Below are 24,311 nucleotides of genomic sequence, written 5' to 3'. Positions count from 1 at the left end.
AGGGAAAAGTACGGGGACAGTGAAGAATTGGTGAAAAAGTTGCGGGGCAGTGAGCTGGGAGATGCTTATATGTATTTACGTCAAAGCCGCCCGGCGTGGGCGCGGGTGATGCAGGCGGACGGCCCGACCCCGTTCTTTCGTTGGTTCTTCGCGGGCGGGCAGTGATTTATTCCAGAGGAGTCGATCGCATCATGGCATCCCGACGTGCAGCTGCTCGCAAGCACAAAGACGACAGTGTACCGAACCAGGTTTTCCGCGCCCGCGAGGAGCGTGTCGCCGACGGCAAGCGCTTGCGCGCCGCGGTGCCGCGAGAGAGCCATGGCAAATGGAAGCCTGCCCGCCAGCGCAACGTCATTGCCCTGCTCTGGGGCGAAAAGCGCAGCCGCGAACTTCCGCAATGAGCAGAGTGGCCGCCAATATCGCCCGCTCGACGATAACCGGATTGTCTTGTTCAGGGTGTATCAGGCCATAGAGCATCAGTACTGACTGACCCGGCCTGTTTTCCAGGCGGTAGTGAACAGTTGGCGAGCAACTGTAGATATAACGCATGATCGCAACGAGCGCCTGCCCGACAGTTGGTGCGGATGTTGCGAGGCGGCGCAGCGCGCCCTTGAACAAAGCGTCCGGGTGGCGGCTCTGCTCCAGGCCATAACCGGGTAGTACCCATTTTTGCGACTGCAGCGCCAAGGCGTTCACTAACTCTTTATAGGAATAGCCTTCGCCAGGTTCGTGCCCGCCAAGTGAGTGAACAAGATGATCAAACAGCCCACCTGCCGTGGTTTGCGTCATGCCGCGGATACCTTCCATAGAATCCAGAGCCTCCTTGTTGCCGCCATGAGTGGGTGAGGGGATCACTTAGTCAATATTCAGAACCGCCAGGTCGCGCCACCACCGAGGATATGCAAGGCGCTGTTCTTGTAAGTGCCGGATAATGTATTGCCCGAACGGGACTTGGTCTGATCGACGTCCATGTTACCCAGCCACACCAAGGTGTAGGCCAGATGGAGGTCCAGACCTTCCTCTACCTGGTAGTTCACGCCGGTGGCCAGGCGCCAGGTTTCGCCCATGGGGTTGTCGACAGTCCGGTCCTTGTCGTCGACGGCAGAGCTGTCATAACCCAACCCGACATTCCAGCGAACTTGCCGCGTGGCTTGATACATCGCACCCACCGATGCGTGCCAGGTGTCCTTGTACTTGCGGTCCACCGTGCGGCTGACACCCCCACCATTGGCATCGACGTCAACCCCGACATCGCCGAAGTCACTCCAGTCCTGCCAGCCCAGGCTGCCGAGCAGCTTCCACTGTTCGTCCAGGTCGTGGGCAATGCTTGCAGTGACGGTTTGCGGCACATTCAGGTCCAGTTCAAGCGAATCGACATCGAGGCGATTGAGCCCTGCATTGATGAGGGGGTTGGTGATATTGCGAAGGTGCGGGCTGTCTTCGAACTGCAGTTTGACCTTGCTGGTGTAGGCAAGGCCGACCGCAGTGCGCGGCGACAGCTGGTAGAGGAGGCCGAGATTGACGCCGGTGCCTACGTCCGTGTCCTTGTATTCCAGTTGCCCGTCCGGCCGATCGAGCACGCCGAGCAGGTTGTTGTTGACCGCCATCTCGGTGCGGTAATAGCCCAGCATGATGCGCGGGCCAATACCGATCGACAGGTCATCGGTGAACTTGTAAGCCAGCGTTGGCTGGAAGGACACCCCGATGATCGCGGCCTCTTGCGTGAAGTAGCGGCCGGCCCAGTCATCGTCATAATCCAGGGCCAGCCCGAAGTTGCCATACATGCCAAAGCCGATGGCCGAGCGGTCGTCTATCTGATGACTGATGAACAAACTGGCACCGGGCAGGTACTGCAGCGCGTTACCGCCTTCATTGCCGTCAAACTGGTTGTTGGCATCCCGTGAGAATTTGATATCACCGAGAATGACCTGGGCGTTGGCGCTGATCTGAGTGCCTTGCAACTGGGTAAGGCCCGCGGGATTGCTCATCAGTACGCTGGGGTCTTTGGCCAATGCAGCAGAACCTGCGTTGGCCAGGCCATTGCCTTCCTGTCCGGCTTCGTAGATGAAAATGCCGCCGGCAACAGCCTGGGAACTGGCCAGCAGTAGCGAGCAAGCCGTTGCCGGGAGTGACCAGCGAGGGGCACAGCGCGGGTAGGCATTCATATCGCTACTCTCCATTGATTGACGAGGTAACTTGCCTGCGAGAAAAAGGAGGCAGGGCACCAGCAAATTCATTTTGTGCTCACACCGGAATGCTTATGAACTTTAGGCGACATTGCATCTTCGGCAACCGGAGAATGGCAAGGACGGGGGAGATAGCGCGCTGCTTACATATAACTACACTAAATGGTTATTTAGTGTAGTTATAAAATCAGAGCATATAAATCAGCGATGGCGGCGGGCTACCCAGATTGTCTGGCCACCGCACTCTGGGTCTTCGACAATGTGGTCCAAGACCTCAAAGCCGTGGTCATGCAGTTGCGCAGCATATTCCTGTGCATCCAGGCTGGCGTGATACAAGGTTTCGCCCTGAAACTCACCCAAAGCTTCACCGAGCGACGGGCCACTGGTGAACATCAACAGCGCAGCGGGCGCTGCATGCCGCTGGAAAACGGCGAACATCCTGCGCTGATCATCCGGCTTGAGATGAAAGTAGCTGTTCCAGGCCAGGATGCCGGCGTACTGACGATCAAGCGACAGCGTACGCATGTCTGCGTGAACCCAGGTTTGCTCTGGGAAACGGCTGCGGCACAAAGCAAGCATCTGTGCAGAGGAATCCACGCCGGTAACGGCCAAGCCGGCCTCGATCAGATAGCGTGCCACGGGCTGGCCGGAACCACAGCCCAGATCAAGAACCGTCGCAGTTGGCGACAGCAAGGCATGAAAGCGTTCGATCCATTTACGTTCGGTTAATCGATTGCCACGCAATTCATTCCAGGTGCGAGCGTGTCGGTCATAGAGATCGATGATCTGGTCGGCAGAGGGATGGTGCGGCATGGCACGTCCTTGAATCGGGAGATGGATCGTCGTGGAAGGTGCCGCTTGGATATCGGCCTGAAGATAGCGTGTGAAACCAGGAATGAACAAGGATTGAGGCAATGGGGGCTTGGGCTGATTTGAAATCTGCCCAACCCACGTCACGGTGGCTATGTGTGGATGTGCGCATAATGCATATTATGTTAAATAGTGTATTACAGTAGCGTCACCCCATCCGCTACATCTGTCCCCAACAGAGACTGCCGCCAACTCGCTGGCATCATCTCAAGCATCAACGACACAACATCGATGCGAATAACCATCAGGACACCCGCAGTCGGTAACGTCACGTGATTGGTAGCGACAACGTAGCAGCCAGCCCACCGGTTGCTCGATTCTCCAGACGAACCTGCCCGCCCAAGCGGTTGATGATGGTCGCGACGATGGAAAGCCCAAGCCCGGCGCCATTCGGGCTATTACGGCTATAAAAGCGTTCGAACACACGTGAAAGACTCGCTTCATCAATACCCGATCCATCATCCTCGACCACCAGCTCGAAGACGTTCTCCAGGCGCCTGAGTGATACCCTTATACGGCCCTCAGGCAGTGAATGTTCTACCGCGTTGGTCACCAGGTTCTGCAACGCAATGCCCAAGGCGCCGGCGTCGATGGTCAGAGAATGATCCGCCTCGTCGATATCCAGCGAAGGCTCCAGGCCGCGGTCCAGTATCCACGGTGTAAGGTCAGCCATGGTCTCAGTGACCACTTCGGCCAGATCGACCCGGGTACCGGCGCGTTGCCCTGGTCGAGGTTCGACACGGGCCAGTGTCAGCAGCTGATTGACCACTCGACTCAACCGGTCGACGCCGCCCATCAAATAGCCCAGCGCCTTTTGCCGCTCTGTATCGCTGCTGGCAGACAATGCGTTCTGCGCATGCAAGCGTAAAATGGCCAAGGGCGTACGCATTTCGTGGGCAGCGTCGGCGATGAAGCGATGCTCACGACGCAGCAGATCTTCTATCTGTGCCAGCAAGCGGTTGATGGCGGCCTGCATGGGCTCCAGCTCCGTAGGGAGCGGCACCAGTTGCAGTGGCTCCAGCGAGTTGGCGTGACGCCCACGGATCACATTGGCCATGTTCTGCAATGGCCGCAGCCCCCAGCCGATTGCGGCCCAGACCAGCAATGCCAACACCAGGCTGCCGAGCAGGAATGGGAACAGTGTGTGGCGAACAATGCGGTCAATCAGGTCGTAGCGCACATCGTCGCGTTCGCCCACCCAAATGACCCAGTGCTTTTCCGGCACGGGCAGCACAAAAGCGCGCCATTGCTGGCCTTCGCTAGTGAAGTTGTAGAAACCTGGAGTTGTTGGCTGAGCGTCCAATTTCGGCGCACTGGGCGTGTGCACCAGTAGCCCACCACCCTCCTCCCACACTTGAAACGCCAATTTGCTCTCGTAGGGGTGGCCTACCCGATGACGCCCGGCCTGGCCCAGGGCTTCATTGAATGCGCGATACATCGCGTCACGGGCATCATCCTGCACAGGCAAGCTCATGACACCTTGGAGCAAACGCGCATTCTGGGCGAGGTGTGCGTCATACACCTCGTTGATTTCATGGCGACTATCGTGGAAGTTATAGAACGCCAACAGGCCGGTACCTAGCAACAGTAACAACATGACCCGCCAAAGTGTGCGTTGACGCAGCGAACTCATGCCTTGACCTCGACCAAGTAACCGATTCCCCGTACCGTGCGAATCAGGCCGTTGAACAGTTTTTTGCGCAGGTGATAGATGTTCACCTCCAACGTATTGCTTTCGGGCTCTTCATCCCAGCCGTACAGCAACTGGGTCAGGCGTTCACGGGTGAATACCTTGCCAGGTTGCGCCAACAATTCATGCAAAAGCCGGTATTCTTTCGGTGTCAGAACGACTTCGACGCCCTTGTAGTGCACCTGCTGGGTGGCGGGATCAAGCGTGACGCCAGCATGTTCGATCAGCACCTTCGCCCGCCCGGCGCTGCGCCGTAGCAAGGCACGCAAACGGGCCTTCAGCTCGTTGAGGTCGAACGGCTTCATCAGGTAATCATCAGCGCCGGCATCCAGGCCGGTGATGCGGTCATCGAGGGCATCGCGCGCAGTGAGGATCAGTACAGGCAAACTGTCGCCACCTGCCCTCACCCGCCGCAGCAGTTCGATGCCGTCCATGCGTGGCAGGCCAAGATCCAGTATCGCCAGGTCGAACGTTTCATGCTGCAACGCATGCAAGCCACTGACACCGTCACGCAACCAGTCGAGCGTGTAGCCCTCCTGGCGCAAGCCGTCGCAGATGCCTTCACCCAGCGCGGTATCGTCCTCAAGCAGCAGCAGCCGCATACTCAATCCTGTTTGCTCTTTATAGCCTTGAGTAAAGCATCGATATCCGCGCGTCGGCCCTGGTCAGCCAGTTCACGCCCTGGCCGGGGCGGTGCCTGCAAGGCTTTTTGTAACGCAGCGGTGGCTTCAGGGTAGCGTTTTTGCCGGTACAGATGATCGGCCCAGAAATAATTGCTGTCGATCCCGTTGGGGTTGATCTGCAGCGCTTTACGCAGCATCGCATCGGCCTTGTCAGCGTCACCGAAGCCGATTGGCCAGCCCGGCACCTGGTCGTAGAGAGTGCCCAGGCTGGTGTACGCCGAACCCTGCAAGGCGTTGGGGTCCAGTGAAATGGCCTGTTCCAGGCTGGCTTTCGCTGCCTTGACCTTGCCCAGAGCGCCCAAGCCTCCAATGGCGCCCGCCCAGCTGCTGTTGATGATGCCCTCCCAGATCAAGGGCTCGGGTGTGCCGGGGTATCGGTGAACGAATGCCGTGGCGTCGACGGCCAGTTTTTCGAAGGCGGCGGCACGTTTTTCTTTCGGCAACTGGTACTGGATCTGCGCCCAGCGCTGCTGCAGATCGCTCAGCTGTTGTGTGCCCGCTTGGTCCAGCGCCCAGGTAAAGGGGGCGAATGCCAGTAGGCTGGCAATGAACAGGCGCTTCATTTGCTCGACTCCCTGGAATGACTACCGATGTATCGCCGGATCACCGGCAGCTGCTTGCGCAGCGCACGGTCGACTACCCCTGGCAACATGCCGTTGATGCGTACGAACAGCTTTTCCGGCCACCCCAGATAGAGTTCGCTGCGCTCGGACTGCATCGCCTCGAGCACGGCGCGGGCGACATCGGCGGGGTCGTCCATGCCAACCTTCAGCGCCTGATTGAGCGCTGTCGCGGCGCTGCTGTTCATCGCCGTGCGGGTGGCTCGGGGCGCGGCATACAGCACATTCACCGTGGTGTCAGCCAACTCGCGCCGGAGGGCCTCGGAGAACCCCCGCAGTGCGAACTTGCTCGCGCAGTAGGTGGCGTAGCCGGGGTAGCCGATCGAGCCATAGGTGGACCCGACATTGACCACCAGCGCACTGGGTTGCTCGCGCAGCAGCGCCAGGCAGGCCCGGGTCAGCTGCACGGGCGCCTTGAGGTTGATGTCCAGCAGCTCATCGAGCGCGTGCTCATCCAGCTGGTCGAGCAAGGCAAAGCGGTTCACCCCGGCAGCGTTGATCAGCACGTTGACCCCGCCCATTTCACGGGCGCGGCTGACAACCTGTTCACGACCTTGTTGAGTACGCAGGTCGGCGGTCTGCCAGCGCAAGCGATCCGGGTACCGGTTCATCAGCCCTGCCAGCTTGCCCAGATGCCGGCTCACCGCCAGTACCCGCGCCCCGGCCGAACACAGCTGTTCGGCCAGTTCCAGGCCGATGCCACCACTGGCCCCGGTCAGCACCACCACCGATTCAGACAAGCGCATGCTGCACCTCTGCCTGGCCCGCACGCGGCAAGCCTTCGAACATCTCGGTGTACAGCCGGTAAACCACCTTGGCGGCGTGGATCACTGCCTGGTGATCATCGACATCCTCCAGCCGGTCCATCAGCCGCTTGTAGGTCACCATATGGTCCTGGTCCAGCGCACCATGGGAGCTGAGGTAGCTGAACGCACTGTCCGGCAACCCCAGGCTGCTCTGGATCGAACCGGCGGCATGGGTGGCCAGGGCGATGCTGGTGCCTTCCAGAACATTGACCATGCCGAACAGCCCGACCGGATTGCCGCGGGCAATGAGGTCGTACAGGTAGGCGACCATCAACTCGATCGGCAAGGCCGGCCGACTGTCACGCACCGCTTCCCAGTCACCGCCACAGGCCTTGATGTCATTGAGAATCCACTGTTCGTGGCCATATTCCTCCTCGATGTACTCGCACACGGCGCCGCGCAACCATTCCAGGCGCAGGGGCAAACGCGCACCACAGGCCATCATCAGCGGTACGGTGTGGCGCACATGGTGGTAGGCCTGGGTCAGGAAGGCGATATAGCTATCGCGGCTGACTTGGCCGGCCAAGGCTTCACGGATCACCGGCACCGCGAACAGGGCCTGGCGTTCGTGGAGGGTTTGCAACTGCAGGGTGTCGAAAAATGACATGACGCACCTCATAACAGGATTTCGGACAACAGGGTGTGATAACGCTGCAGGATCGCCTCACGTCGAGGGCGGCCATTGGCGGTCAAGGTGCCTTCGCTGGGCGTCAGCGGGCCTGGCAGGCGCCGCCAGACATGCACCCTTGCATAGTCGGGAAGACCGGCATTGCTGCGCTGCACGGCCAGTTCGATGGCCTCGTCCGAGGCGCCCGGGTCGAGCGGCCAGAGCAACGCCAGATTGCGCGGCTGCCCTTCGCCATGCACGAATGCCTGGGCGATCACGCCGCTCTGGGTCAGCTCGGCTTCCACCCATTCAGGGTTGACGTTGCGGCCGAAGCTGGTGATGAACTGGTGCTTCTTGCGCCCGTTCAGGTACAGATAGCCTTCGTTATCCAAGTAACCCAGGTCGCCCGTGGCCCACCAGCTCGAGGTCACCGCTGGCTCCCCCAGGTAACCCAGCAACACGGAGCCAGCGACCCATACCTCGCCATCCTCGGCAATGCGCACCTGCACATGGGGCAATGGCCGGCCGACGCTGCCTGGGCGCAACGCCCCCGGGCGGTTCAGCGCCACCACCGACGCGCATTCCGACAACCCATAGCCTTCGAACACCGGCAGCCCGATGGCCTCGGCCCGCGCCAGCAGGCTAGGCGATACCCGCGCCCCGCCGACTGCGACGAAGCGTAACGGGCCGACACGCGTCAGTCCGCGTTCAATGGCCGTTACCAGGCCCATCAACAGCTGTGGAACCAGGATCAGGCTCTGTGCGCCACTCAAGGCGATTGCCCCCAGCAAGCGCTTGAAGTCAACCTGGCTGGCACCGCCCATGCCCAATTGCGCTTGTGGGTAGAGCAGCACACTGGCCCCCGCCACCAGGGCGGCATACACGCCAAGGTTCTCCAGCAGCACCCCCAGTGGCAATACCGCCAGGTAGCGCCGGGGCTCACTGGGCCGGCTGGCGACCTCCAGCTCCCGGGCGACCCGCAGCATGGCACCCGCGCTCAGGCACACGCCTTTGGGCGTGCCCGTGCTGCCGGAGGTGTAGGTGACCTTGGCGGTGCCTTCAGGCAGCGCCACAGTTGCTGCGGGCTCACGTACCCAGAACGCATTCTGTTTGACGAAGCTCAGCTGGCTGGCCAGGCCCTCCCACTCGGGCTGGCACAGCATCAGGTTCGCGCCACACTGCTCGACACAATGGCGCACCTGGGCCGGGCTGAAGAACGTTGGCACGATCACGCAGGCTCGCTCCGAGACCAGTGCCGCCAAATCCCAGAACAGAAGCTCAGGGCCATTGTCCAACGCCAACACCAGCACGCCTCGCGGTCGCTCGCTCAGGGCCTTGGCACGTAGCCAGACCTCCGCCAGCAGTTGCTTGTAGGTGAACCGCTCATTGGCACCCTCTATGGCCAGGGCACCGCCGCGCTCACGGCCATGCGCGAGCAACAGGTCCTTGAACTGCTGAAGTTCATGCTGCATTGCCGGTCTCCTGGTTCAGCGAGGGTAGCCCCAGGCGGCGGAATACCCCTGCCGACTCCAGGCGCTCGAAACCATGGCGGATATCGCCGACGAACACTTGCGGATGCTGGGCGTAATAGCGCCCCCAATGCTCCGCTGGTTCCGTCAGCCGCGCAGGATCGGCCTGCGCCACCACGGTTGGCACCAGGCCCAGGCGCTGGAAACTGTTGATCAAGGTCGACGCCCCGGTAAATGCCACCCAGCGCAGCCGACGTGTGGCGAGCAGCCAGGTGACGGCGATGATCATGATTCGGGCGCTACCGGCACTGAGCGAGGCCAGGTTGCCGACCTCGACCATGCATTCACGTCCCAGTGCTGCGCCCGCCACCCGTGAAACCGCGCTTTCCAGCGGCTCGTCCAGGTAATTTTCCAGAAACAACGGGCCGCTGCTGGCCGGGCGCATCCCCGCCGCAGCGATCAGCCGCCCATGGCTGTCTCGCAGGGCCAGCAACTCCGGCAGGTAGTGGTGGACATCGGCATGGTGGACATCGGCAAAACACTGGTGGATGAAGTGTTCCAGCCCGTCACGACCAGGTTCGTCGTGCAGGTGCAGGGACAAGTGAGCGTGATGGTCAGCGTGGGTGCCGATGGACAATGGCAGCAGGCTGCTCCACAGGATTTGGTTCATGAAGCTCCCCCCGACTGGGTTGGTCAGGGGGAGTATCCATGGCGAATCTGAAGGTAATCTGAAGTGCCCTGAAGTTGAACCGCATCTAACGGCCTGTCGTCAAACCCTGCCCTGACGGCTGCTGCGAATCACTTCCACGGCATTGAACACCCCCATGCCGGCGAGCATCGCGGCCACGAACAGCCAGGCTTGCCAATACCCGTCGGCGAGCAACACCAGTGATGGGCCCGGGCACACGCCGGCAAGCCCCCAGCCAATGCCGAAGACCAGGCTCCCGCCGACCAGTCGAGCGTCGATGTCACGCCTGGCAGGCAGCTGCATCTTGCCCCCCAGCAAGGCCGTGGGGCGTCGCCGGGCCCAGGTCATTGGCAACAGTGCGGCCCCTATGGCGCCCACCATGACCAGTGCCAGCGACGGGTCCCACTGCCCGGCAACGTCGAGAAACCCCAGCACCTTGGCGGGGTCTGCCATGCCCGACAGCAATAGCCCCGTGCCGAACAGCACCCCTGCGATGAAGCTACTGAGCCGTTTCACTTCAGGCGCCTGACAGCAAGTGCCGAACCACGAAGACCGTGGCAAAACCGGCCGCCATGAAACACAGCGTCGCCACTGCCGAACGGGGCGACAGGCGTGACAGGCCACACACGCCATGGCCACTGGTGCAGCCACCGCCATAGCGGGTACCCAGGCCTACCAGTAGCCCCGCGACCATCAGCAACCAGGGTGCGGTACTGAACTGAACCGTGGGCATTGTCCAGAACACTTGCCATGAAAGCGGCGCGGCAATGAGCCCCAGCAGAAAGCACACTTTCTCGCCGCGCCCTTCTGCGCCGCGTTGCAGCAGCGAACCGAGCAAACCGCTGATGCCCGCGATTCGCCCGTTCGCCACGACGAACAGCCCAGCAGCCAAACCGATCAGTGCCCCGCCAGCCAACGACGACCACGGCGTGAAGGCAGCCATATCAACAAGCATCTCAGCGCTCCATTGTTGGGCTACAGAAAAGGCCCGCGCCCATTTTAACGCTGGAGGCCAACTTCATGGCACTCCCCGGCGCGGCTGTTGAGCTGCGTGCGCATGTGATTATCGAAGCAGGTGCGTTGACGTTCTTGATAAAGATCAAGGCCCCCAGGCGCGACGGCGTCACCCTATGCCTGAACCGTTTGCAGGACTTCAGCGCAGCGTTCGAGCGCCAGGTGGTGGCGTACCACGAGATCAACCACCCATCATGGCAGGGGTAGCAGCGATGCTCATGGTCACGCTGATCAACATGCTGGTGGTGATCCTGGTGGTGATCATCCACTACGAGTGCCTGCTGCGCCTGAATGACTGGCTACCCCGCCTCAAACTCTGGAGCCGGTTTCGCATCGTGGCGGGCGTTTTCGGTGCACTGTTGGCCCATGCCCTGGAGGTCTGGTGCTTCGCCCTGGCGTATTACCTGATGGCCCATGCCAAAGGATGGGGCACACTCAGCGGCAATTTCGACGGCAGTTTCCTGGACTGCGTGTATTTTTCCTTCACCACCTACACCACCATCGGCTTCGGCGACATCGCCCCTGCCGGGCACCTCAAGTACCTCACTGGCCTGCAGGCATTGACCGGTTTGGTGCTGATCACCTGGACGGCTTCATTCCTGTTCCTGGAAATGCAGAAGTACTGGAAAGCCAAATAGCGCTGGTTCATTCATGCCCCCGTGGGGGACGCCTTGGACTTGAGCCCGCAGGCAACCCAGCCTTGACCTTTCTCAGCCGGTGTAAAGCAACCACCGCCCGCCTCTTTGATTCTGATCAACATCCATGCGACCCGTATCACCCGCCTTGCAATTGACAACTATCAAGTCGACGCAAGGCCCAGCTACGAAACTGTATGTCCACTGTTCATTCCAGACGCATGAGGGTACTGCCATGACTCCTGTCAAACCGCCCCGCCAATCAGCCGTCACGTCCTTTGCTGCGCCCGCTGGCGAGCATTGGATCGAAGCCCTGGACAATGGCACCCATGTGCTGATCAGGCCATTGCAAGCCAAGGACCGGCAGCGTGAAAGGGCCTTCATCGAACGGTTGTCACCTCAATCACGGCACTTTCGCTTCCTGTGCCAGATCAAGGAGCCCGGTGAGGCCATGCTCGACCAGCTGATGGCGGTCGATCAGGACCGCCAAACCGCCTTCGTCGCCCTCGCGCATGTGGACGGCGAACTGCAGGAAGTGGGTATTTCCCGGTACGCCGCCTGCGCCAGCAGGGATGAATGCGAATGCGCAGTCACGGTGCTCGACCGCTGGCAACACCACGGCCTCGGCCGTTTACTGCTCAAGCACCTGATCGAGCATGCACGGGCCAAAGGTTTTCGGCAGATGTATTCGATCGATTCAGCCGCCAACCAGGCAATGCGTGACATGGCAAAGGCCGCAGGGTTCTCCACCACCATCGACCCCGACGATCCGAGCCAGGTCATCCACCGCCTGGCACTGAGCTGAGCAAAACCTGCGTGGTTCAAGGCGTGATGACCTGAGGCGCCTCCGGCAGCAGGTCGAACCGCTCGAGGCAGCGCTGCTCGTCATCACGCGTGAGCGCCTTCAAGCCGCTCATGTCATGCATGGGCGTGTCGAACAAGGCCATGCGCATTACCCCGTTGCGCGCCACGAAGGTTTGCGCAAGGCACGTGCACACGGGCCTGCCGACCAATGCGGTAAGTTTTTCATCTTCGGGCACATTCACTTGCGCCTGCAAGTTGGCCTCGCAGGTCGCCACGATCTGCGCCACCGAGTGCCCCGCCATCCACAAAATGCCTGTGCCCAGCAGGGCCAGGCTCAACAGCGTCACCAGCAGGATGTTCGACTCCCGCGCCACTGAGCGAAGAAACGCCAGCCTGGCCTGCCAGCCGGTCTCCTGGCCGTTGAAAATGGCCTTGCCGACGGTGCGTTTCACGCCCCGCTGCACCACCCATCCGAGCGCCACGGCCAAGGCCAGCAGGGCCAGCAGTACGACCGGATCGTGCTTCGGCATGCGCCAGCTCGGGCTCAGCCCGTGGTAGGCCGAGGCGGCGAGGAGCAAGGCAACGATCGCCACGATCCCCCCCAGGCTGCCCTTGGGGCGATGCATCCACGCCCTGAGTTTTGCCCTTGCTTGCGTGTTCATGAGTACCTCCCGCGCCAGGTTAGCGCACAGGGTCGATTGCAACGGTTTCCTGATAGTCAGGCACGCACACCTGCCAGCCGAGTTCCAGGCTGATCCGCCGGCGCAACGTGTCGGCAGCGTGTGGCTCGCCATGAATCACGTAGGTCTGCCGTGGCGGCCGGGTGAAGCCGCGCAACCATTCCATGATTTCATCGGCATCGGCGTGTGCGGAAAGGTTCTCCATCACATGCACCTGTGCACGGATGGGCACATCCTCGCCGTGAAGGCGCACGCTGTGGGCACCGGCAACGATATCGGCGCCCCGTGTCCCCCCGGCCTGAAAGCCCGAGAACAGGATGCTGTTGCGTGGATTGGGGGCCAGCGCCTTGAGATGGTGCAGCACCCGCCCTCCGGTCGCCATGCCACTGGCGGCGATGATCACCGCAGGCTCGCGCAGCTGGTCGAGGTACCTGGACTCATCGACCGTCCGGACGATGTGCGTGCCCTTGCACATGGCGGCGCACTCGGCCGCTGTCAGCCGATGCTCGCTGCGGTATTGCTGGTACAGCTCGGTGGCATCGGTGGCCATCGGGCTGTTCAGGTAGACCGGGATATCAGGGATCAATCGATCGCGCTTGAGCGTATACAGGTAATACATGAGCAGTTGGGCACGCCCGACGGCGAACGATGGCACGAGGGTGATGCCATGGCGCAGGAGCGTTTCATTGATGACCTTGGCCAGGTATTGCTCGGTCGATTCAGCCGGGTGCTGGCGATCCCCATAGGTTGATTCGATCAACAGCACGTCTGCCGTCCTGACCAGCTCAGGCGCACGCATGATCGGGTCCTGAGGGCGCCCCAGGTCACCGGAAAACAGCACGGTCTGCCCTTCGGCGCTGATTTGCACCGTGGCCGCCCCCAGGATATGCCCGGCGGTACGCAGCAGCAGCTCCATGCCCTCGGCGATCGGCGTCGCCTGGTGCAGCGCCACGGGGCGAAACAGTGCCAATGCCCGTTTGGCATCCTCCTCGGTATACAGCGGTCGCGCCGGCGTATGCTTTGAGTAGCCGTGGCGATTGGCATGTTCGGCCTGCTCTTCTTGCAGGCGGGCACTGTCGAGCAAGAGGATTTGCGCAAGGGCGCAGGTCGCGGGCGTGGCATAGATCGGCCCGCTGTAGCCCTCCCGAGCCAGCACCGGCAGATAACCACTGTGGTCCAGGTGGGCGTGGGTCAGCACCAGCGCATCGAGCGCCCGCAACGCCGGGGGCAGTGGCTCCCAGTTTCGCAGGCGCAGTTGCTTGAAACCCTGGTAAAGCCCGCAGTCGACCAGTATCCGCGTGCGGTCACGGGTCAAGAGGAACTTGCTGCCGGTCACCGTCCCGGTGCCGCCAAGAAAGGTCAGTTGCATGGCCAAGGCTCCCAGGTTTCTGCGATTCGGGGATGAACCGCGATCACGCTGCACGGTGGGCGGCCGACGATACGTTCGGTGGTGTCGCCCAACAGTTTGTCCAGCCCTTTGGGCTGGACCACACCCATCACCACCGCGTCGATGTCCAGAGCCGCGACCTGTTCCCGGATCACCTGTACCGGACCGCCTTCAATGAAATGCCGGCGCTCCGGCGCGACACCTTCGCCATCGGCCAGCGCTTCGAACGGCGCCTGCAGTGCCTCGCGCATCTCGTCGAGCCATGCCTGGGTGACATTCATGTCAGCGGTGAAGACCCCGGCGAGGGTGTAGGCCGACAGCAAATGCAATTGCGCGTCACACTGCAGTGCCAGCGCCCGGGCGGCGCGGATCAGTCCGCGGTTGAAGCACTCCTGAACGGCAGGCGTCTCGCTGAACGCCGTATCCACGGCGACCAGGATACGCCGTGGCAATGAGAGGACCGCCGCCGGCACGAACTGGCTAACGCCTTGGAAACCCCGCATCAACGCACAATCCAGTGGGGTGCCGAACATCCGCACCAGGCTCGACGCGACTTCGCTGTCCTTGATGACCATGTCGGGCTGCAGTTCGCTGATGTAGTCGATCGCCTGGCTGCGGATATCGTCAGCATTGAGGCTGTCGACCGTGAGTACCATGCCGCTGGCACGATGGCGCTCGACCAGCCCCGTCAACTGCACACGATAGTGCTCGTACTGGCGCTCGATATCGGCCTCGTTCAGCCGCTCTTCGCGCAACAGGTGCTCTTCGCTCGGCTCGAACAGGCCCAGCACATGCACGCTGGCGCCGCTGACATGCGCCAGGGCAAGGGCTCTGCGCAAAGCGGCGGAATGCGGATCGACCTCGGTAAGCAGCACCAGCAGTTGTCGATATTGACCCATGGGAACCTCCGCGCTTGCGCGAATGGGGTGTGATGCTGACGATGTTCCGCGCCCAGGGTCGATGCTGTTTGATGAAAATCAGAAAACCGCTACCCGGCCTGAACTTGATGATTGTCAGAACCGAACCGGCCCGCCACGTTGAAACTGCGGCACCAGGCATTGATCAGTTAACCAGGAGGCGTCATGAACGGGCAGCAGACAGCACAGCCGCCGGCAGGTGAGCACTGGGTCGAAAACCTTGAGAACGGCTCGGCGGTGCTTATCCGCCCGCTGCGCGAAGAGGACCGCGAGAGGGACAAACGCTTTTTGAGCACAATCGCTTATGAGTCCCGGCGTTTTCGGTTCATCGCCGCACTCAGTGGTGGCTTGCCTGGCTTGGACACTCAATGCATGCCCGTTGATTATCAGCGGTGCATGGCTTATGTCGCCTTGGTGCATGCAGACGGTAAATTGCAACAGATCGGCGTCAGCCGTTATGCCGGCATAGCCGGCAGTGAACGTTGCGAATGTGCGGTGGCGGTCAGCGAAGACTGGCAGCGCAAGGGGCTGGGCAGGCGCTTGATGCAACACCTGATTGCAGCAGCACGACGCAATGGCTTTCAGTGCATGGTCTCCAGGGATCTGGCAAGCAACTATGCCATGCACCGGCTGGTCAAGACGCTGGGCTTCACCTCACGCTACCTGGGCGGGGATGTGAGCGAGATCCTCCACGAACTTGAGCTGCAGCCCTGAAAACACAAGGCCCTTGCGGGCCTTGTGTTTCAGCCTTGGGAATGCTCCGGCGAAATCACCAGCACGCTGCTGGACAACCGATGCAAAACCCGCTCGGCAGTACTGCCGATGAACCAGCCGATGCCGTGGTGGTGATAGCTGCCCATGACCAGCACGTCGATATCATTGTTATCCATGAACATCGCCAGGGCCTTCGCCGGGTCGCCTATGCGCATGTGGCGGTGTTCGACGGCGATCCCGTTGCGCTCGGCAAGCGCCTGGAAGGCAACGCTCTGTGCTTCGTGAAGGGTCTGGGCGAGGTTCGAATCGAACAGGAACGAATGTTCCCGGCTGCCGCCAGCGTCCAGGTACAGCGAGCCCAGGTCGTAGGCGTACAGCAGTTCGATCTGGGCATTGCACTGCAATGTCAGCTTCAGCGCCTCGCTGATGATCTGGTCGTTGAAGCCTTCATATTGATCCTCGGGCCTGGACAGGTCGACCGCCGCAAGAATCCTGCGGGGCAATGCATGGCTCGCCTTGTTGACCAGGTGCAAGGGGATGCGCGTTTCGCGCAGCAACTGGATATCCAGCGAGGTGAACATGGCACGTATCCACCAGGGTTCATGCTCGAGCGCCTTGATCAGCATGGCGAACGGCTGCTCACGCAAATGCACCAGAATCTCGTTCAAGGGTTGTTGCACCCACACCACTTCGGTCGTGACGGTGACACCATTGCGCCGCATCGGCAGTGCCTGGCTCTCCAGCCATTCACGGTGCTGTTGCACATAGCCCTCGCGCATGACTGCCAGCGCCTGCTCATTCACCAGGCCCGCCGTGGCAAGCCCTTCCACATAGTCGAAAGCCATGATGTGCAGCGCCATCCCCTTGGCCTTGGCCAACGCCGCAGCCCGGTCATAGACCGGGGTTCGGCGCATCAGGGGGGATGCGAGCAGCAGCAGTCTTTGCGGCGTTTCCATGGCACACCTCTGGGGTTGTGATATGTGGCTAAAGCATCTGCCAGCTGCGCCTTGCTAACTTGATGTTTATCAACTGAGGCCCCAGCAGACAGATGGCATTGCCAATCACGCGGGAAGTTGACGCCGATCAATGCATCAAGCCATCGCTGGCGCACGCTAACCCCAGATCAACAACCATTTCACACGCCGTGATGAAAGTGACCATCACGCCCTGAGCTTCACCTGCGTTGCCGGCAGGGACGCCTTCATTGAGCATTGTTTATCCATAGATGCGTTGGAGGCCGTGATGAATGTCTACATAGAGCAGACCACCGAACAGCAACGCTGGTGGGTGCGCATGGATCACTGGCGGGTAAGTTTCAGTACGGCGGCCGACGCGGAGCAGTTCGTCGAGCGGCTTACCAGCCGCCTTGATGCCCCCCACTCATTTGACCTGCTGGCGGGCGGAGCGTCCAATGCCCGCATTGACGCAAGGGCCCAGAGCGATCGTCGACGCGCGAAGGAGGCGTGAAGATGTCCGGCCAGCTGAAGGTCACGCTGCTTGACCCGCCCAACTCGTCATGCACGGCCAGCCCTATTCACCTGAAACCGTTGACCTCCCTGTGCAGGGATTGCCGGGTCAGCGGCCTGTGCCTGCCCACCGGCCTGCCCGTTCACGACAACAGCTGCCTGGGCGCGTTGATAGGGCCACGCATGCGTATCCGCAAGGGCGCCGCACTGTTCAATGCCAACGATCCGCTGACCACGCTCTATGCCGTGCGCTGCGGTAGCTTCAAGACCAGCCTGACCACCGCCGAGGGCCAAGGCGTGGTTATCAACTTCTGGATGCCGGGTGACGTGCTCGGCCTCGATGCCATTGCAACCGAGCACCATGTCTGCGACGCCGTTGCCCTGGAAGACAGCGAAGTCTGCCCCGTCCCCTACCGCCGCTTGCAAACCCTGGCGCGCGACTTTCCTGTCCTTCAGCAAAGCCTGAATCGCTTGATGAGCCGGGAGATCGTGCGTGAACACGAGCGCGTGCTGATGCTGTGCAATCTCACGGCGGAGCAGCGGCTGGCCAGCTTCCTGGTGGGGCTCTCGCGGCGCTTTGTCAGCCGCGGTTACTCTGCCCATGGCTTCATGTTGCGCATGTCCCGAGAAGACATGGCCTCGTACCTGGGTTTACGCCTGGAAACCGTGTGCCGATCCGTCGCCCGCCTGCGCGCCCTGGGTATCGTCGAGCTGCATGGCAGGCTGGTGGGGATTCTCGACATGCCCGCGTTGATGGCGCTGGAACAGGGCGGCGCTGAATGTGAGGTCAAGCCACCCCTGAAGGCACCCTGCTCGACGCCGTGAATGTTGGCCGCGGCGCCGCGGCGCTGGTCATCCTCGGGGCACTGTGGCTGGGGTTGCTCATGTAAAACTCAGCAGCTACCTGCTGGTTAACGGGCAGCGGATTGACGGCCTGCTCCCAGCGTTAACCCCGTTGCAGCCAAGAGCATCACTGCGCTGGCAGTGAATGTCGCCTGGTATCCAGCGTTGTCAAACAGTAATCCGCCCACCGTTGCCCCAGCGGTGATGGCCAATTGGATTACCGCGACCATCAACCCGCCGCCGGCCTCTGCATTGTGCGGCAGAGCCTTGGCCAACCAGGTGAACCACCCCACGGGCGCACACGTGGCGACCAGTCCCCAGAGGCCGAGCATCACGGCGACTGGAACGATCCAGCCTCCCACCGCGATAACGGCGAATGCGATGGCACTCATGACCAACGGTATTGCCACCAACACCCTGTTCAAATGTCGGCTGACAAGAGAGCCGACCAACATCGTGCCGAGCAATCCTGCGGCACCGATGATCAACAACAGGAGCGAGAGCGTGGGCACATCGACATGGGTGACCGTTTCCAGGAACGGCCGCAGATAGGTGAACAGCGTGAACTGCCCCATGAACAGCAACGCTACAGCGGCCATGCCCAAGGCTACCTGGCTGTCTCCCAGCAAACGCAGCGAACCGGTGGCCGAAAAGTCAGTCCGCTCACTCGGCATGGCCGGCAGCGTGAAGGTTTGCCAGATCAACGCCAGTCCAGCCAAAGGCACCACGCAAAAGAATGCCCCTCTCCAGCCAATGATGCCGCCCAGGTAGCTCCCGACCGGCGCTGCGATTGCCGTAGCTAACGCGGTACCGCCCTGCATCACGGCAATAGCCTTCGGAACGAGCGCCTCTGGCGCAATGCGCATCATCACTGCGGTGGACATCGACCAGTATCCGCCAATGGCAATTCCAAGTACGGCGCGCCCTACCATCAACGTCAGGTAATTCGGAGCAAACGCCACCATCCCACCGGATACCAGCATGAGCGCCGTTGTGGCCAGCAGCACAGGCTTGCGGTCGATCCCCTGGGTCACGCTGGCCAGCCACAGGCTGGTGATGACAGCAAAGAAACCCGAGATGGAAATGGCCTGCCCGGCTTGGCCTTCAGTCAATGACAACTCCGATGCAATCGGCGTGAGCAAACTCACCGGCAAAAACTCTGAGGCCACCAAAGCGAAGGCGCACAGCGACATCGCCAAGACAGCGCCCCAGACCTGACGGCTAGCGTGTTGAAGGGGTATTGCTGGAGTGCTCATTACGGTTCTCGTTGTACCCATAGAAAAAGACACGGGTATACCGCCCCAACGTGCAGGTGCTGGGGCTGTACACAGCAGGTGTTACTTGAGGTTTTCGCGGAAGAACGTCGTCAGCGTGCTGAACGGGATCAATTCAACTCGGTCGTAGAGATCCACATGGCCAGCACCGGGCACGATCGCCAATGCCTTGGGCTCACCGGCCAGGCGATAGGCCTCTTCGCTGAACTCACGGGAGTGAGCGTTCTCCCCCGCAATGAACAGCATCGGGCGTGGCGAGATCGTCTCGATGTCATTGAACGGATAGAAGTTCATGAACCTGACGTTGCTGGTCAGCGTGGGATGCGTCGTCAGTAGCGGCGACAGCCCTTTGGGAGTGAACTCACCCCGTGGTGTGCGGTAGAAGTCGTAGAATTCCCGCTCGATCGCGTTGGAGTGCTCAGTCAGCTGGTCCACCGTGCCGCTGGTGTATTGGGTGTCCCCACCGGCAAACTCGACATCACGCTGTGCAGCCGCCTCGGCTATGGCCTGCTTGCGTTGCTCGACCGTGACACCCTGCTTGAGCCCATTGCGATTGGCCGCGCCCATGTCGTACATGCTGACCGTGGCAATGGCTTTCATGCGTGGGTCGATCTTCGCTGCACTGATGGCAAAGCTGCCGCTGCCGCAGATGCCCAGCACGCCAATACGGTCACGGTCCACGAAGCCCTGGGCGCCAAGATAGTCGACCGCCGCACTGAAGTCTTCGGCATAGATGTCCGGCGATACCAGGTTCCGCGGACGCCCCTCGCTTTCGCCCCAGAACGATAGGTCAATGGCGAGGGTGACGAAGCCCTGCTCTGCCAGTTTCTGGGCGTAAAGGTTCGAGCTCTGCTCCTTCACTGCCCCCATCGGGTGACCGATGATGATGGCGGGATATCGGGTATTGCGGCTCAGGTTTTGGGGAATAAACAGGTTACCAACCGTGTTCATCTGAAACTGGTTTTTGAAGGAAACCCGTTCGAGTGAAACCTGCTCACTCTTGTAGAAATTGTTGGCCCCATGGGACATGTCGGCGGCTCCTGCAGTGAGTGAACTGGCCATCAAGGCAAACGCAACGAACAAAGACTTCATGCATATCTACCTGTCTGCTCGAAATGGAAGTGGCACGAGGAGCCATCGCTGCTAAACAGTCTGGCCCCTCGCCTGCCGCCCATCTTCCTCGCGTAAACTGGTCAATCAGTAGAGCAAACGGGTAGTTTTCTTGCCTGAATGTCCAGCCCCTGCTCACCGGGCATGGACAGCTGAAGTGACCTGGAAGTAGTGTTTCGCCATACGATGATCGGAACCCTCGCCATGGCCATTAGCGCACCACTGCCTGCAAGCACGAACCCACTGGCCACCCTGTGCCGGGTCATCGGCGCCCTCGCGCCCACTGCTGGCGATTTCGCGACGAGCATTGCAGACCTGAGCGTCTACCGGCGTAACGCCCCCGCCCCACCCATCACCTGCATCATCGAGCCGAGCATCGTGCTGGTCGTGCAGGGCGCCAAGGAAATGGTCATCGGCGGCGACGTTTTCCCCTACGATACGACTCGCTTCCTGGTCACTTCGCTGAACATCCCTGCCCACTCAGCGGTGACCATGGCCAGCGATGCAGCGCCCTGTCTCGGCTTGGTGTTCAAGCTCGACCTGCGCACACTGGCGGAGCTGATCGCCCAGGATGGCCGCCTTCCTGTGGCTGGCCAGTCCTTCCACGGCAGCGCTGGCGTGGGCACACTGAGCCCGAAATTGCTTGAGAGCTTCGCCCGTCTCGCTCAGCTGCTTGAGGAGCCGAATGCGATACCCGTGCTCTGGCCCCTGATTCAACGAGAGATCCACTATCGGTTGCTGTCGAGCGACCAGGCCCCCCTGCTGCGCCATATCGCCTCTGTGGGTAGCAAAGGTCATCGAATTGCCAAGGCCATCGACTGGATGAAGCTGAACTATGCCGCGCCTCTGCGAGTGGACGAACTGGCCTCCCAGGTACAGATGGGGCTCTCGACCTTCCATCAGCATTTTCGTCAGCTCACCGCCATGAGCCCGCTGCAGTACCAGAAATGGCTGAGGTTGAACGAGGCGAAACGGTTGATGCTCAACGAGCATCTGGATGCTGCCACCGCTGCATTCAAGGTCGGTTATGAAAGCCCCTCGCAGTTCAGCCGCGAATATGGGCGCCAGTTCGGTACGCCGCCAAAACGCGACATTGCGGAACTACGCCAGGGCGCGCAAAGATCAGGCACGTCAACGCCGAGCGTGCGCTGAGCGCCGAGCGACCGGGAAACCGCCCGCTCGCCTCCTGCTGGCCGGTGATAACCAGGGGCGACTCCAACCGGTAGCTCCAAGTTTGCACACAAACGTATTCAGGCCAGTTGGATGTACACCGAGTAGCTACCCAGAAGCCCCCAGAACACCAGAAAGATCCACGGCGTCCGTAGCGAGAACAGCAGTGACTTCCGATGCCCTGTACGCGAGGTTTCAGCCTCACAGAACAGCGGCGACTCGTCGTAAGCCAGTCCCATCAACGGCTCGCTACGCAGCAGGTGGCTCTGCTTGAGCTGCCAGTGGTCGATGATGTTGTACGCCGCTCGGATGCCAGGCCAGGCATTGAGTGAGCTCAATACCCCAAGTAAGGCGAGGAACGCTGGCACCATCAATGTGAACATCTCTCCCCACCCTGGGTTGAGGTTGCCCATCGAAGAGACGAATGCAATGACCAGGAACGATTGGGCCGCCAGGTAGGCATCCGTGCGATTGGCAAGGATGCTGGTTTCGTACTGGATCTCACGCCGGTAGAAATCAAGACGCTCCTTGGGCGAGCCGAACATCCTGGCATTGTGCTCGCTGATCTCGTGCTCAGGGGTCGTTGGGGTAATGATTCGAGGCACTCGCCGCTCCGGATTTCGGGCTCCGCCACAAGAAGCGTGGGGAGCTGAGTTCGGTAGAACAGGTGAGGAGCCTGGAATTCAATTGAATTGATATCTCGCACTTCTCGTCGTGGCAAAAACAGCTGCCTGGCAGTTTGAACGCTTGTACTGAGCGTGATCACAGGTTCACGCCCTTCGATCGCCAGTCGACAGGTTCGATGAACCAAACACGTCAGGATCGCGTCCACCGCAAAACAAGCGAGTGAGCTCCGAATGGCAACCGACCCTGTACTGGCCGCCCTTGGCTATCTCAAAGACAACCAGTTGATTCTAACCACAGCGGAATCGTGCACGGCGGGGTCCATGGTGGCCTTGTTGGCGGCGATACCCGGTACCGGGGAAGTGCTGGAAAGCGGTTATGTCGTCTACTCGCCCAGCGCCAAGAAACGCTTGCTGGGGGTCAGCGCCGAAACCATCGAACGATACGGCCTGACCAGCGAGGCAGTTGCTTGGGAAATGGCATTGGGCGCCTTGAGAGACAGCGATGCCAATGTGGTGATAGCCACCACCGGGGTGGCTGGGCCGGGGCCCGAATCAGGCATACCACCGGGCACAATGTGCTTTGCGTGGGCTTTTGCCGGCGAGCCACCTGCCGTTTTCACGCGCACGCAACGTTTCTTCGGTGAACGGTCTGAAGTCATGCGCCAAGGGGCCCTGTTCGGCTTGACCCGGCTTTCCCACTATCACCAGCGCTGGCTGCGCGGCGAACACGCCTGAAGCCACGCCCTAGGGTGCCAATATCGCCTGGCTAGCGTCGATGGTGGGAATGGGCATCAGTTGGCGCCTGGACACCAACCAAGCCCGCATCCGCTCGGTATCAAAAATCTGACCTTCCTCCATCATCTCCAGGATGAGCGACTGTGACATTCGGTACCAGCCGCATACAGAGCAGCGTCGTTCTTCCCAGCCGCTGGCGCACTCGACAGACTCAGCGTGTCCGGCGCAAATCAGACAACTCATGTAAGCCCCCTTTTGTTCTTGTTCCGTACAGGGTTGATGCGAAGGCACGAAGCGCCCTTGTCTCTCGCTTTATATGAGATTTCCATGCCAATGCTAAATTCCTTCCAGGTGGAGATCAGCAGCATTTCCACCACGCAGCCCTCAATGTAGCGGTGGCCATCGGTGGCTGGCATGGCGAACGGTGACGCCAGACATCGCTTGCATTGAACCGTGCCACTTGCCAAGCACTCAACTACCGGCAAGTTCATCAATCTTATCCGTGATGAGGTAACGCCATGAACGCTATCGACTTACTGATTCAAGACCACAAGCGGGTGAAGAAGCTGCTCGAAGAATTGTCGACCACCACCGAGCGAGCGGTGAAGAAACGGGCCGAGTTACTCCACAGGATCGAGCAGGAGCTGCAAATTCACACTGCGCTCGAAGAAGAAATTCTGTACCCGGCCATCAAGGAAGCGGGTGGCAAGGAAGAAGCGAAGATGTATTACGAGGCCAAGGAAGAACACCGCACGGTCGACTCCCTCGTGCTCCCCGACCTGCTGCATACCGAAACCGACACCATCGAGTTCGCCGGGCGAGTCAAAGTCATGAAAGAGCTGCTGGAGCATCACATCGAAGAGGAAGAAAGCGAGCTCTTCCCCACGGCGAAGAAGTTGCTCGGCAAGGACACCCTCGAGGAACTTGGGCAAACCATGGAAATGCAGAAGAAGATGCTCAAGGGCGAGCAGCGAGCCGCCTGATGAGGCGATACCCTGCCGGTGCCCAGGACGCTGGCAGGGTTCCACCTTCCATCGAACAAAAGACTGGGAACGATTTCATGGAGCATTGGATTGGGTTTCTTGAATGGCCAGCCATGGTAATGACCGTGCTGGCCGCGTGGTGCATCGGCTCCCGACGCCCAGGCAGAAGAAAAGCAGGGTTCTGCTGTTTCATCGCAAGCAACATGCTCTGGGCTGTATGGGGCTGGCAAGCAGAAGCCTGGGCCTTGATCATCCTGCAGGTGTGCCTCTGCGTCATGAACCTGCGAGGCTGGCGAAAGAACACGCAATTGCAAATGAGCAGTTGAGCCAGCTG

The 24,311-nt window shown here is 60.7% G+C and carries 31 protein-coding genes; 11 read left to right on the top strand and 20 right to left on the bottom strand.

What is annotated here, in order from left to right:
• Nucleotides 1–191 precede the first annotated feature (191 nt).
• Entirely contained in the window at nucleotides 192–401 is a 210-nt protein-coding gene (locus tag OCX61_RS13420) for a hypothetical protein (protein WP_261939915.1), read from the top strand.
• Here OCX61_RS13420 and OCX61_RS13415 read toward each other — a convergent pair.
• The 12 genes from OCX61_RS13415 to OCX61_RS13360 form a co-directional block, all read right to left on the bottom strand.
• Nucleotides 352–807 (bottom strand): AraC family transcriptional regulator, encoded by a 456-nt coding sequence (locus OCX61_RS13415; RefSeq protein ID WP_261939914.1) that lies wholly within the window; start codon nucleotides 805–807, stop codon nucleotides 352–354. The genes OCX61_RS13420 and OCX61_RS13415 overlap by 50 nt on opposite strands.
• Nucleotides 808–866: 59 nt before the next feature.
• On the bottom strand, nucleotides 867–2,165 hold the full coding sequence (locus OCX61_RS13410) for an OmpP1/FadL family transporter (RefSeq protein WP_261939913.1): 1,299 nt from the start codon (nucleotides 2,163–2,165) through the stop codon (nucleotides 867–869).
• A gap of 222 nt (nucleotides 2,166–2,387) precedes the next feature.
• Nucleotides 2,388–2,999, bottom strand: coding sequence for a class I SAM-dependent DNA methyltransferase (locus tag OCX61_RS13405; protein WP_261939912.1), 612 nt, complete (start codon nucleotides 2,997–2,999; stop codon nucleotides 2,388–2,390).
• Between the two features lie 325 nt (nucleotides 3,000–3,324).
• Complete coding sequence (locus tag OCX61_RS13400; RefSeq protein ID WP_261939911.1) at nucleotides 3,325–4,689, bottom strand: sensor histidine kinase; 1,365 nt, start codon at nucleotides 4,687–4,689, stop codon at nucleotides 3,325–3,327.
• Nucleotides 4,686–5,348, bottom strand: a complete 663-nt coding sequence (locus OCX61_RS13395; RefSeq protein ID WP_261939910.1) for a response regulator — start codon at nucleotides 5,346–5,348, stop codon at nucleotides 4,686–4,688. Before OCX61_RS13395 ends, OCX61_RS13400 begins: the two co-directional genes overlap by 4 nt.
• 2 nt (nucleotides 5,349–5,350) lie before the next feature.
• Nucleotides 5,351–5,992, bottom strand: a complete 642-nt coding sequence (locus OCX61_RS13390; RefSeq protein WP_261944248.1) for a tetratricopeptide repeat protein — start codon at nucleotides 5,990–5,992, stop codon at nucleotides 5,351–5,353.
• Nucleotides 5,989–6,795, bottom strand: a complete 807-nt coding sequence (locus OCX61_RS13385; RefSeq protein ID WP_261944247.1) for an SDR family oxidoreductase — start codon at nucleotides 6,793–6,795, stop codon at nucleotides 5,989–5,991. Before OCX61_RS13385 ends, OCX61_RS13390 begins: the two co-directional genes overlap by 4 nt.
• Nucleotides 6,782–7,462 (bottom strand): iron-containing redox enzyme family protein, encoded by a 681-nt coding sequence (locus OCX61_RS13380; RefSeq protein WP_261944246.1) that lies wholly within the window; start codon nucleotides 7,460–7,462, stop codon nucleotides 6,782–6,784. The genes OCX61_RS13385 and OCX61_RS13380 overlap by 14 nt, the downstream gene beginning before the upstream one ends.
• A gap of 8 nt (nucleotides 7,463–7,470) precedes the next feature.
• Nucleotides 7,471–8,934, bottom strand: a complete 1,464-nt coding sequence (locus tag OCX61_RS13375) for an AMP-binding protein (RefSeq protein WP_261944245.1) — start codon at nucleotides 8,932–8,934, stop codon at nucleotides 7,471–7,473.
• Nucleotides 8,924–9,601, bottom strand: a complete 678-nt coding sequence (locus OCX61_RS13370; protein ID WP_261944244.1) for a thermostable hemolysin — start codon at nucleotides 9,599–9,601, stop codon at nucleotides 8,924–8,926. The genes OCX61_RS13375 and OCX61_RS13370 overlap by 11 nt, the downstream gene beginning before the upstream one ends.
• 99 nt (nucleotides 9,602–9,700) lie before the next feature.
• Nucleotides 9,701–10,135 carry a YeeE/YedE family protein gene (locus OCX61_RS13365; RefSeq protein ID WP_261944243.1) on the bottom strand — a complete coding sequence of 145 codons (435 nt, stop codon included), beginning with the start codon at nucleotides 10,133–10,135 and terminating at the stop codon, nucleotides 9,701–9,703.
• A 1-nt stretch (nucleotide 10,136) separates the two neighbouring features.
• Nucleotides 10,137–10,574, bottom strand: a complete 438-nt coding sequence (locus tag OCX61_RS13360; RefSeq protein ID WP_261944242.1) for a YeeE/YedE family protein — start codon at nucleotides 10,572–10,574, stop codon at nucleotides 10,137–10,139.
• A 65-nt stretch (nucleotides 10,575–10,639) separates the two neighbouring features.
• On the opposite strand from OCX61_RS13360, the gene OCX61_RS13355 reads away from it, so the two are divergent.
• From OCX61_RS13355 to OCX61_RS13345, 3 genes are all read left to right on the top strand, one after another.
• Nucleotides 10,640–10,840 carry a hypothetical protein gene (locus OCX61_RS13355; RefSeq protein ID WP_261944241.1) on the top strand — a complete coding sequence of 67 codons (201 nt, stop codon included), beginning with the start codon at nucleotides 10,640–10,642 and terminating at the stop codon, nucleotides 10,838–10,840.
• Between the two features lie 5 nt (nucleotides 10,841–10,845).
• Nucleotides 10,846–11,271 (top strand): potassium channel family protein, encoded by a 426-nt coding sequence (locus OCX61_RS13350; RefSeq protein ID WP_261944240.1) that lies wholly within the window; start codon nucleotides 10,846–10,848, stop codon nucleotides 11,269–11,271.
• Nucleotides 11,272–11,503: 232 nt separating this feature from the next.
• Nucleotides 11,504–12,073: a GNAT family N-acetyltransferase gene (locus OCX61_RS13345; protein WP_261944239.1), complete on the top strand. Its 570-nt coding sequence runs from the start codon at nucleotides 11,504–11,506 to the stop codon at nucleotides 12,071–12,073.
• Between the two features lie 16 nt (nucleotides 12,074–12,089).
• Here OCX61_RS13345 and OCX61_RS13340 read toward each other — a convergent pair whose 3' ends face one another.
• Genes OCX61_RS13340 through OCX61_RS13330 form a run of 3 tightly spaced genes read right to left on the bottom strand, consistent with a single transcriptional unit; the run spans nucleotide 12,090 to nucleotide 15,038 of the window.
• Nucleotides 12,090–12,698: a hypothetical protein gene (locus OCX61_RS13340; protein ID WP_261944312.1), complete on the bottom strand. Its 609-nt coding sequence runs from the start codon at nucleotides 12,696–12,698 to the stop codon at nucleotides 12,090–12,092.
• A gap of 55 nt (nucleotides 12,699–12,753) precedes the next feature.
• On the bottom strand, nucleotides 12,754–14,121 hold the full coding sequence (locus OCX61_RS13335) for an MBL fold metallo-hydrolase RNA specificity domain-containing protein (protein WP_261944238.1): 1,368 nt from the start codon (nucleotides 14,119–14,121) through the stop codon (nucleotides 12,754–12,756).
• Complete coding sequence (locus OCX61_RS13330) at nucleotides 14,112–15,038, bottom strand: universal stress protein (RefSeq protein ID WP_261944237.1); 927 nt, start codon at nucleotides 15,036–15,038, stop codon at nucleotides 14,112–14,114. The genes OCX61_RS13335 and OCX61_RS13330 overlap by 10 nt, the downstream gene beginning before the upstream one ends.
• Nucleotides 15,039–15,221: 183 nt before the next feature.
• Between OCX61_RS13330 and OCX61_RS13325 the strand changes: the two genes are divergently transcribed.
• Nucleotides 15,222–15,770 carry a GNAT family N-acetyltransferase gene (locus OCX61_RS13325; protein WP_261944236.1) on the top strand — a complete coding sequence of 183 codons (549 nt, stop codon included), beginning with the start codon at nucleotides 15,222–15,224 and terminating at the stop codon, nucleotides 15,768–15,770.
• A gap of 29 nt (nucleotides 15,771–15,799) precedes the next feature.
• Here the strand turns inward: OCX61_RS13325 and OCX61_RS13320 are convergent, their stop codons facing one another.
• Together OCX61_RS13320 and OCX61_RS13315 are read right to left on the bottom strand one after the other, a co-directional pair.
• Nucleotides 15,800–16,726 (bottom strand): universal stress protein, encoded by a 927-nt coding sequence (locus OCX61_RS13320; protein WP_261944235.1) that lies wholly within the window; start codon nucleotides 16,724–16,726, stop codon nucleotides 15,800–15,802.
• Between the two features lie 127 nt (nucleotides 16,727–16,853).
• Nucleotides 16,854–16,982 carry a hypothetical protein gene (locus OCX61_RS13315; RefSeq protein WP_261944234.1) on the bottom strand — a complete coding sequence of 43 codons (129 nt, stop codon included), beginning with the start codon at nucleotides 16,980–16,982 and terminating at the stop codon, nucleotides 16,854–16,856.
• A gap of 30 nt (nucleotides 16,983–17,012) precedes the next feature.
• On the opposite strand from OCX61_RS13315, the gene OCX61_RS13310 reads away from it, so the two are divergent.
• Nucleotides 17,013–17,237 carry a hypothetical protein gene (locus OCX61_RS13310; protein WP_261944233.1) on the top strand — a complete coding sequence of 75 codons (225 nt, stop codon included), beginning with the start codon at nucleotides 17,013–17,015 and terminating at the stop codon, nucleotides 17,235–17,237.
• A 2-nt stretch (nucleotides 17,238–17,239) separates the two neighbouring features.
• Complete coding sequence (locus OCX61_RS13305) at nucleotides 17,240–18,061, top strand: helix-turn-helix domain-containing protein (protein WP_261944232.1); 822 nt, start codon at nucleotides 17,240–17,242, stop codon at nucleotides 18,059–18,061.
• A gap of 86 nt (nucleotides 18,062–18,147) precedes the next feature.
• On the opposite strand, the gene OCX61_RS13300 is transcribed toward OCX61_RS13305, so the two are convergent.
• Both OCX61_RS13300 and OCX61_RS13295 read right to left on the bottom strand, forming a co-directional pair.
• The gene (locus OCX61_RS13300) at nucleotides 18,148–19,335 is read right to left on the bottom strand and encodes an MFS transporter (RefSeq protein WP_261944231.1); all 1,188 of its coding nucleotides are present in this window, start codon (nucleotides 19,333–19,335) and stop codon (nucleotides 18,148–18,150) included.
• Between the two features lie 81 nt (nucleotides 19,336–19,416).
• Nucleotides 19,417–20,445, bottom strand: coding sequence for an alpha/beta hydrolase (locus tag OCX61_RS13295; RefSeq protein ID WP_261944230.1), 1,029 nt, complete (start codon nucleotides 20,443–20,445; stop codon nucleotides 19,417–19,419).
• Nucleotides 20,446–20,667: 222 nt separating this feature from the next.
• On the opposite strand from OCX61_RS13295, the gene OCX61_RS13290 reads away from it, so the two are divergent.
• Complete coding sequence (locus OCX61_RS13290) at nucleotides 20,668–21,615, top strand: AraC family transcriptional regulator (RefSeq protein WP_261944229.1); 948 nt, start codon at nucleotides 20,668–20,670, stop codon at nucleotides 21,613–21,615.
• Nucleotides 21,616–21,713: 98 nt separating this feature from the next.
• On the opposite strand, the gene OCX61_RS13285 is transcribed toward OCX61_RS13290, so the two are convergent.
• Nucleotides 21,714–22,238 (bottom strand): hypothetical protein, encoded by a 525-nt coding sequence (locus OCX61_RS13285; protein ID WP_261944228.1) that lies wholly within the window; start codon nucleotides 22,236–22,238, stop codon nucleotides 21,714–21,716.
• 252 nt (nucleotides 22,239–22,490) lie between these two features.
• On the opposite strand from OCX61_RS13285, the gene OCX61_RS13280 reads away from it, so the two are divergent.
• The 3 genes from OCX61_RS13280 to OCX61_RS13270 all read left to right on the top strand — a co-directional run bounded on the left by OCX61_RS13280 (nucleotide 22,491) and on the right by OCX61_RS13270 (nucleotide 24,303).
• A complete protein-coding gene (locus OCX61_RS13280; RefSeq protein ID WP_261944227.1) occupies nucleotides 22,491–22,994 on the top strand; it encodes a CinA family protein in 504 nt (167 codons plus the stop codon).
• Between the two features lie 518 nt (nucleotides 22,995–23,512).
• Nucleotides 23,513–23,977, top strand: a complete 465-nt coding sequence (locus OCX61_RS13275) for a PA2171 family ribosome-binding persister protein (RefSeq protein ID WP_261944226.1) — start codon at nucleotides 23,513–23,515, stop codon at nucleotides 23,975–23,977.
• A gap of 77 nt (nucleotides 23,978–24,054) precedes the next feature.
• Nucleotides 24,055–24,303 (top strand): hypothetical protein, encoded by a 249-nt coding sequence (locus OCX61_RS13270; protein WP_261944225.1) that lies wholly within the window; start codon nucleotides 24,055–24,057, stop codon nucleotides 24,301–24,303.
• The last annotated feature ends 8 nt before the right edge of the window (nucleotides 24,304–24,311 follow it).

It is taken from the genome of Pseudomonas sp. LRP2-20 (assembly GCF_024349685.1).
Taxonomy (GTDB): Bacteria; Pseudomonadota; Gammaproteobacteria; order Pseudomonadales; family Pseudomonadaceae; genus Aquipseudomonas.
This window is presented reverse-complemented; position numbering and strand designations above follow the sequence as displayed.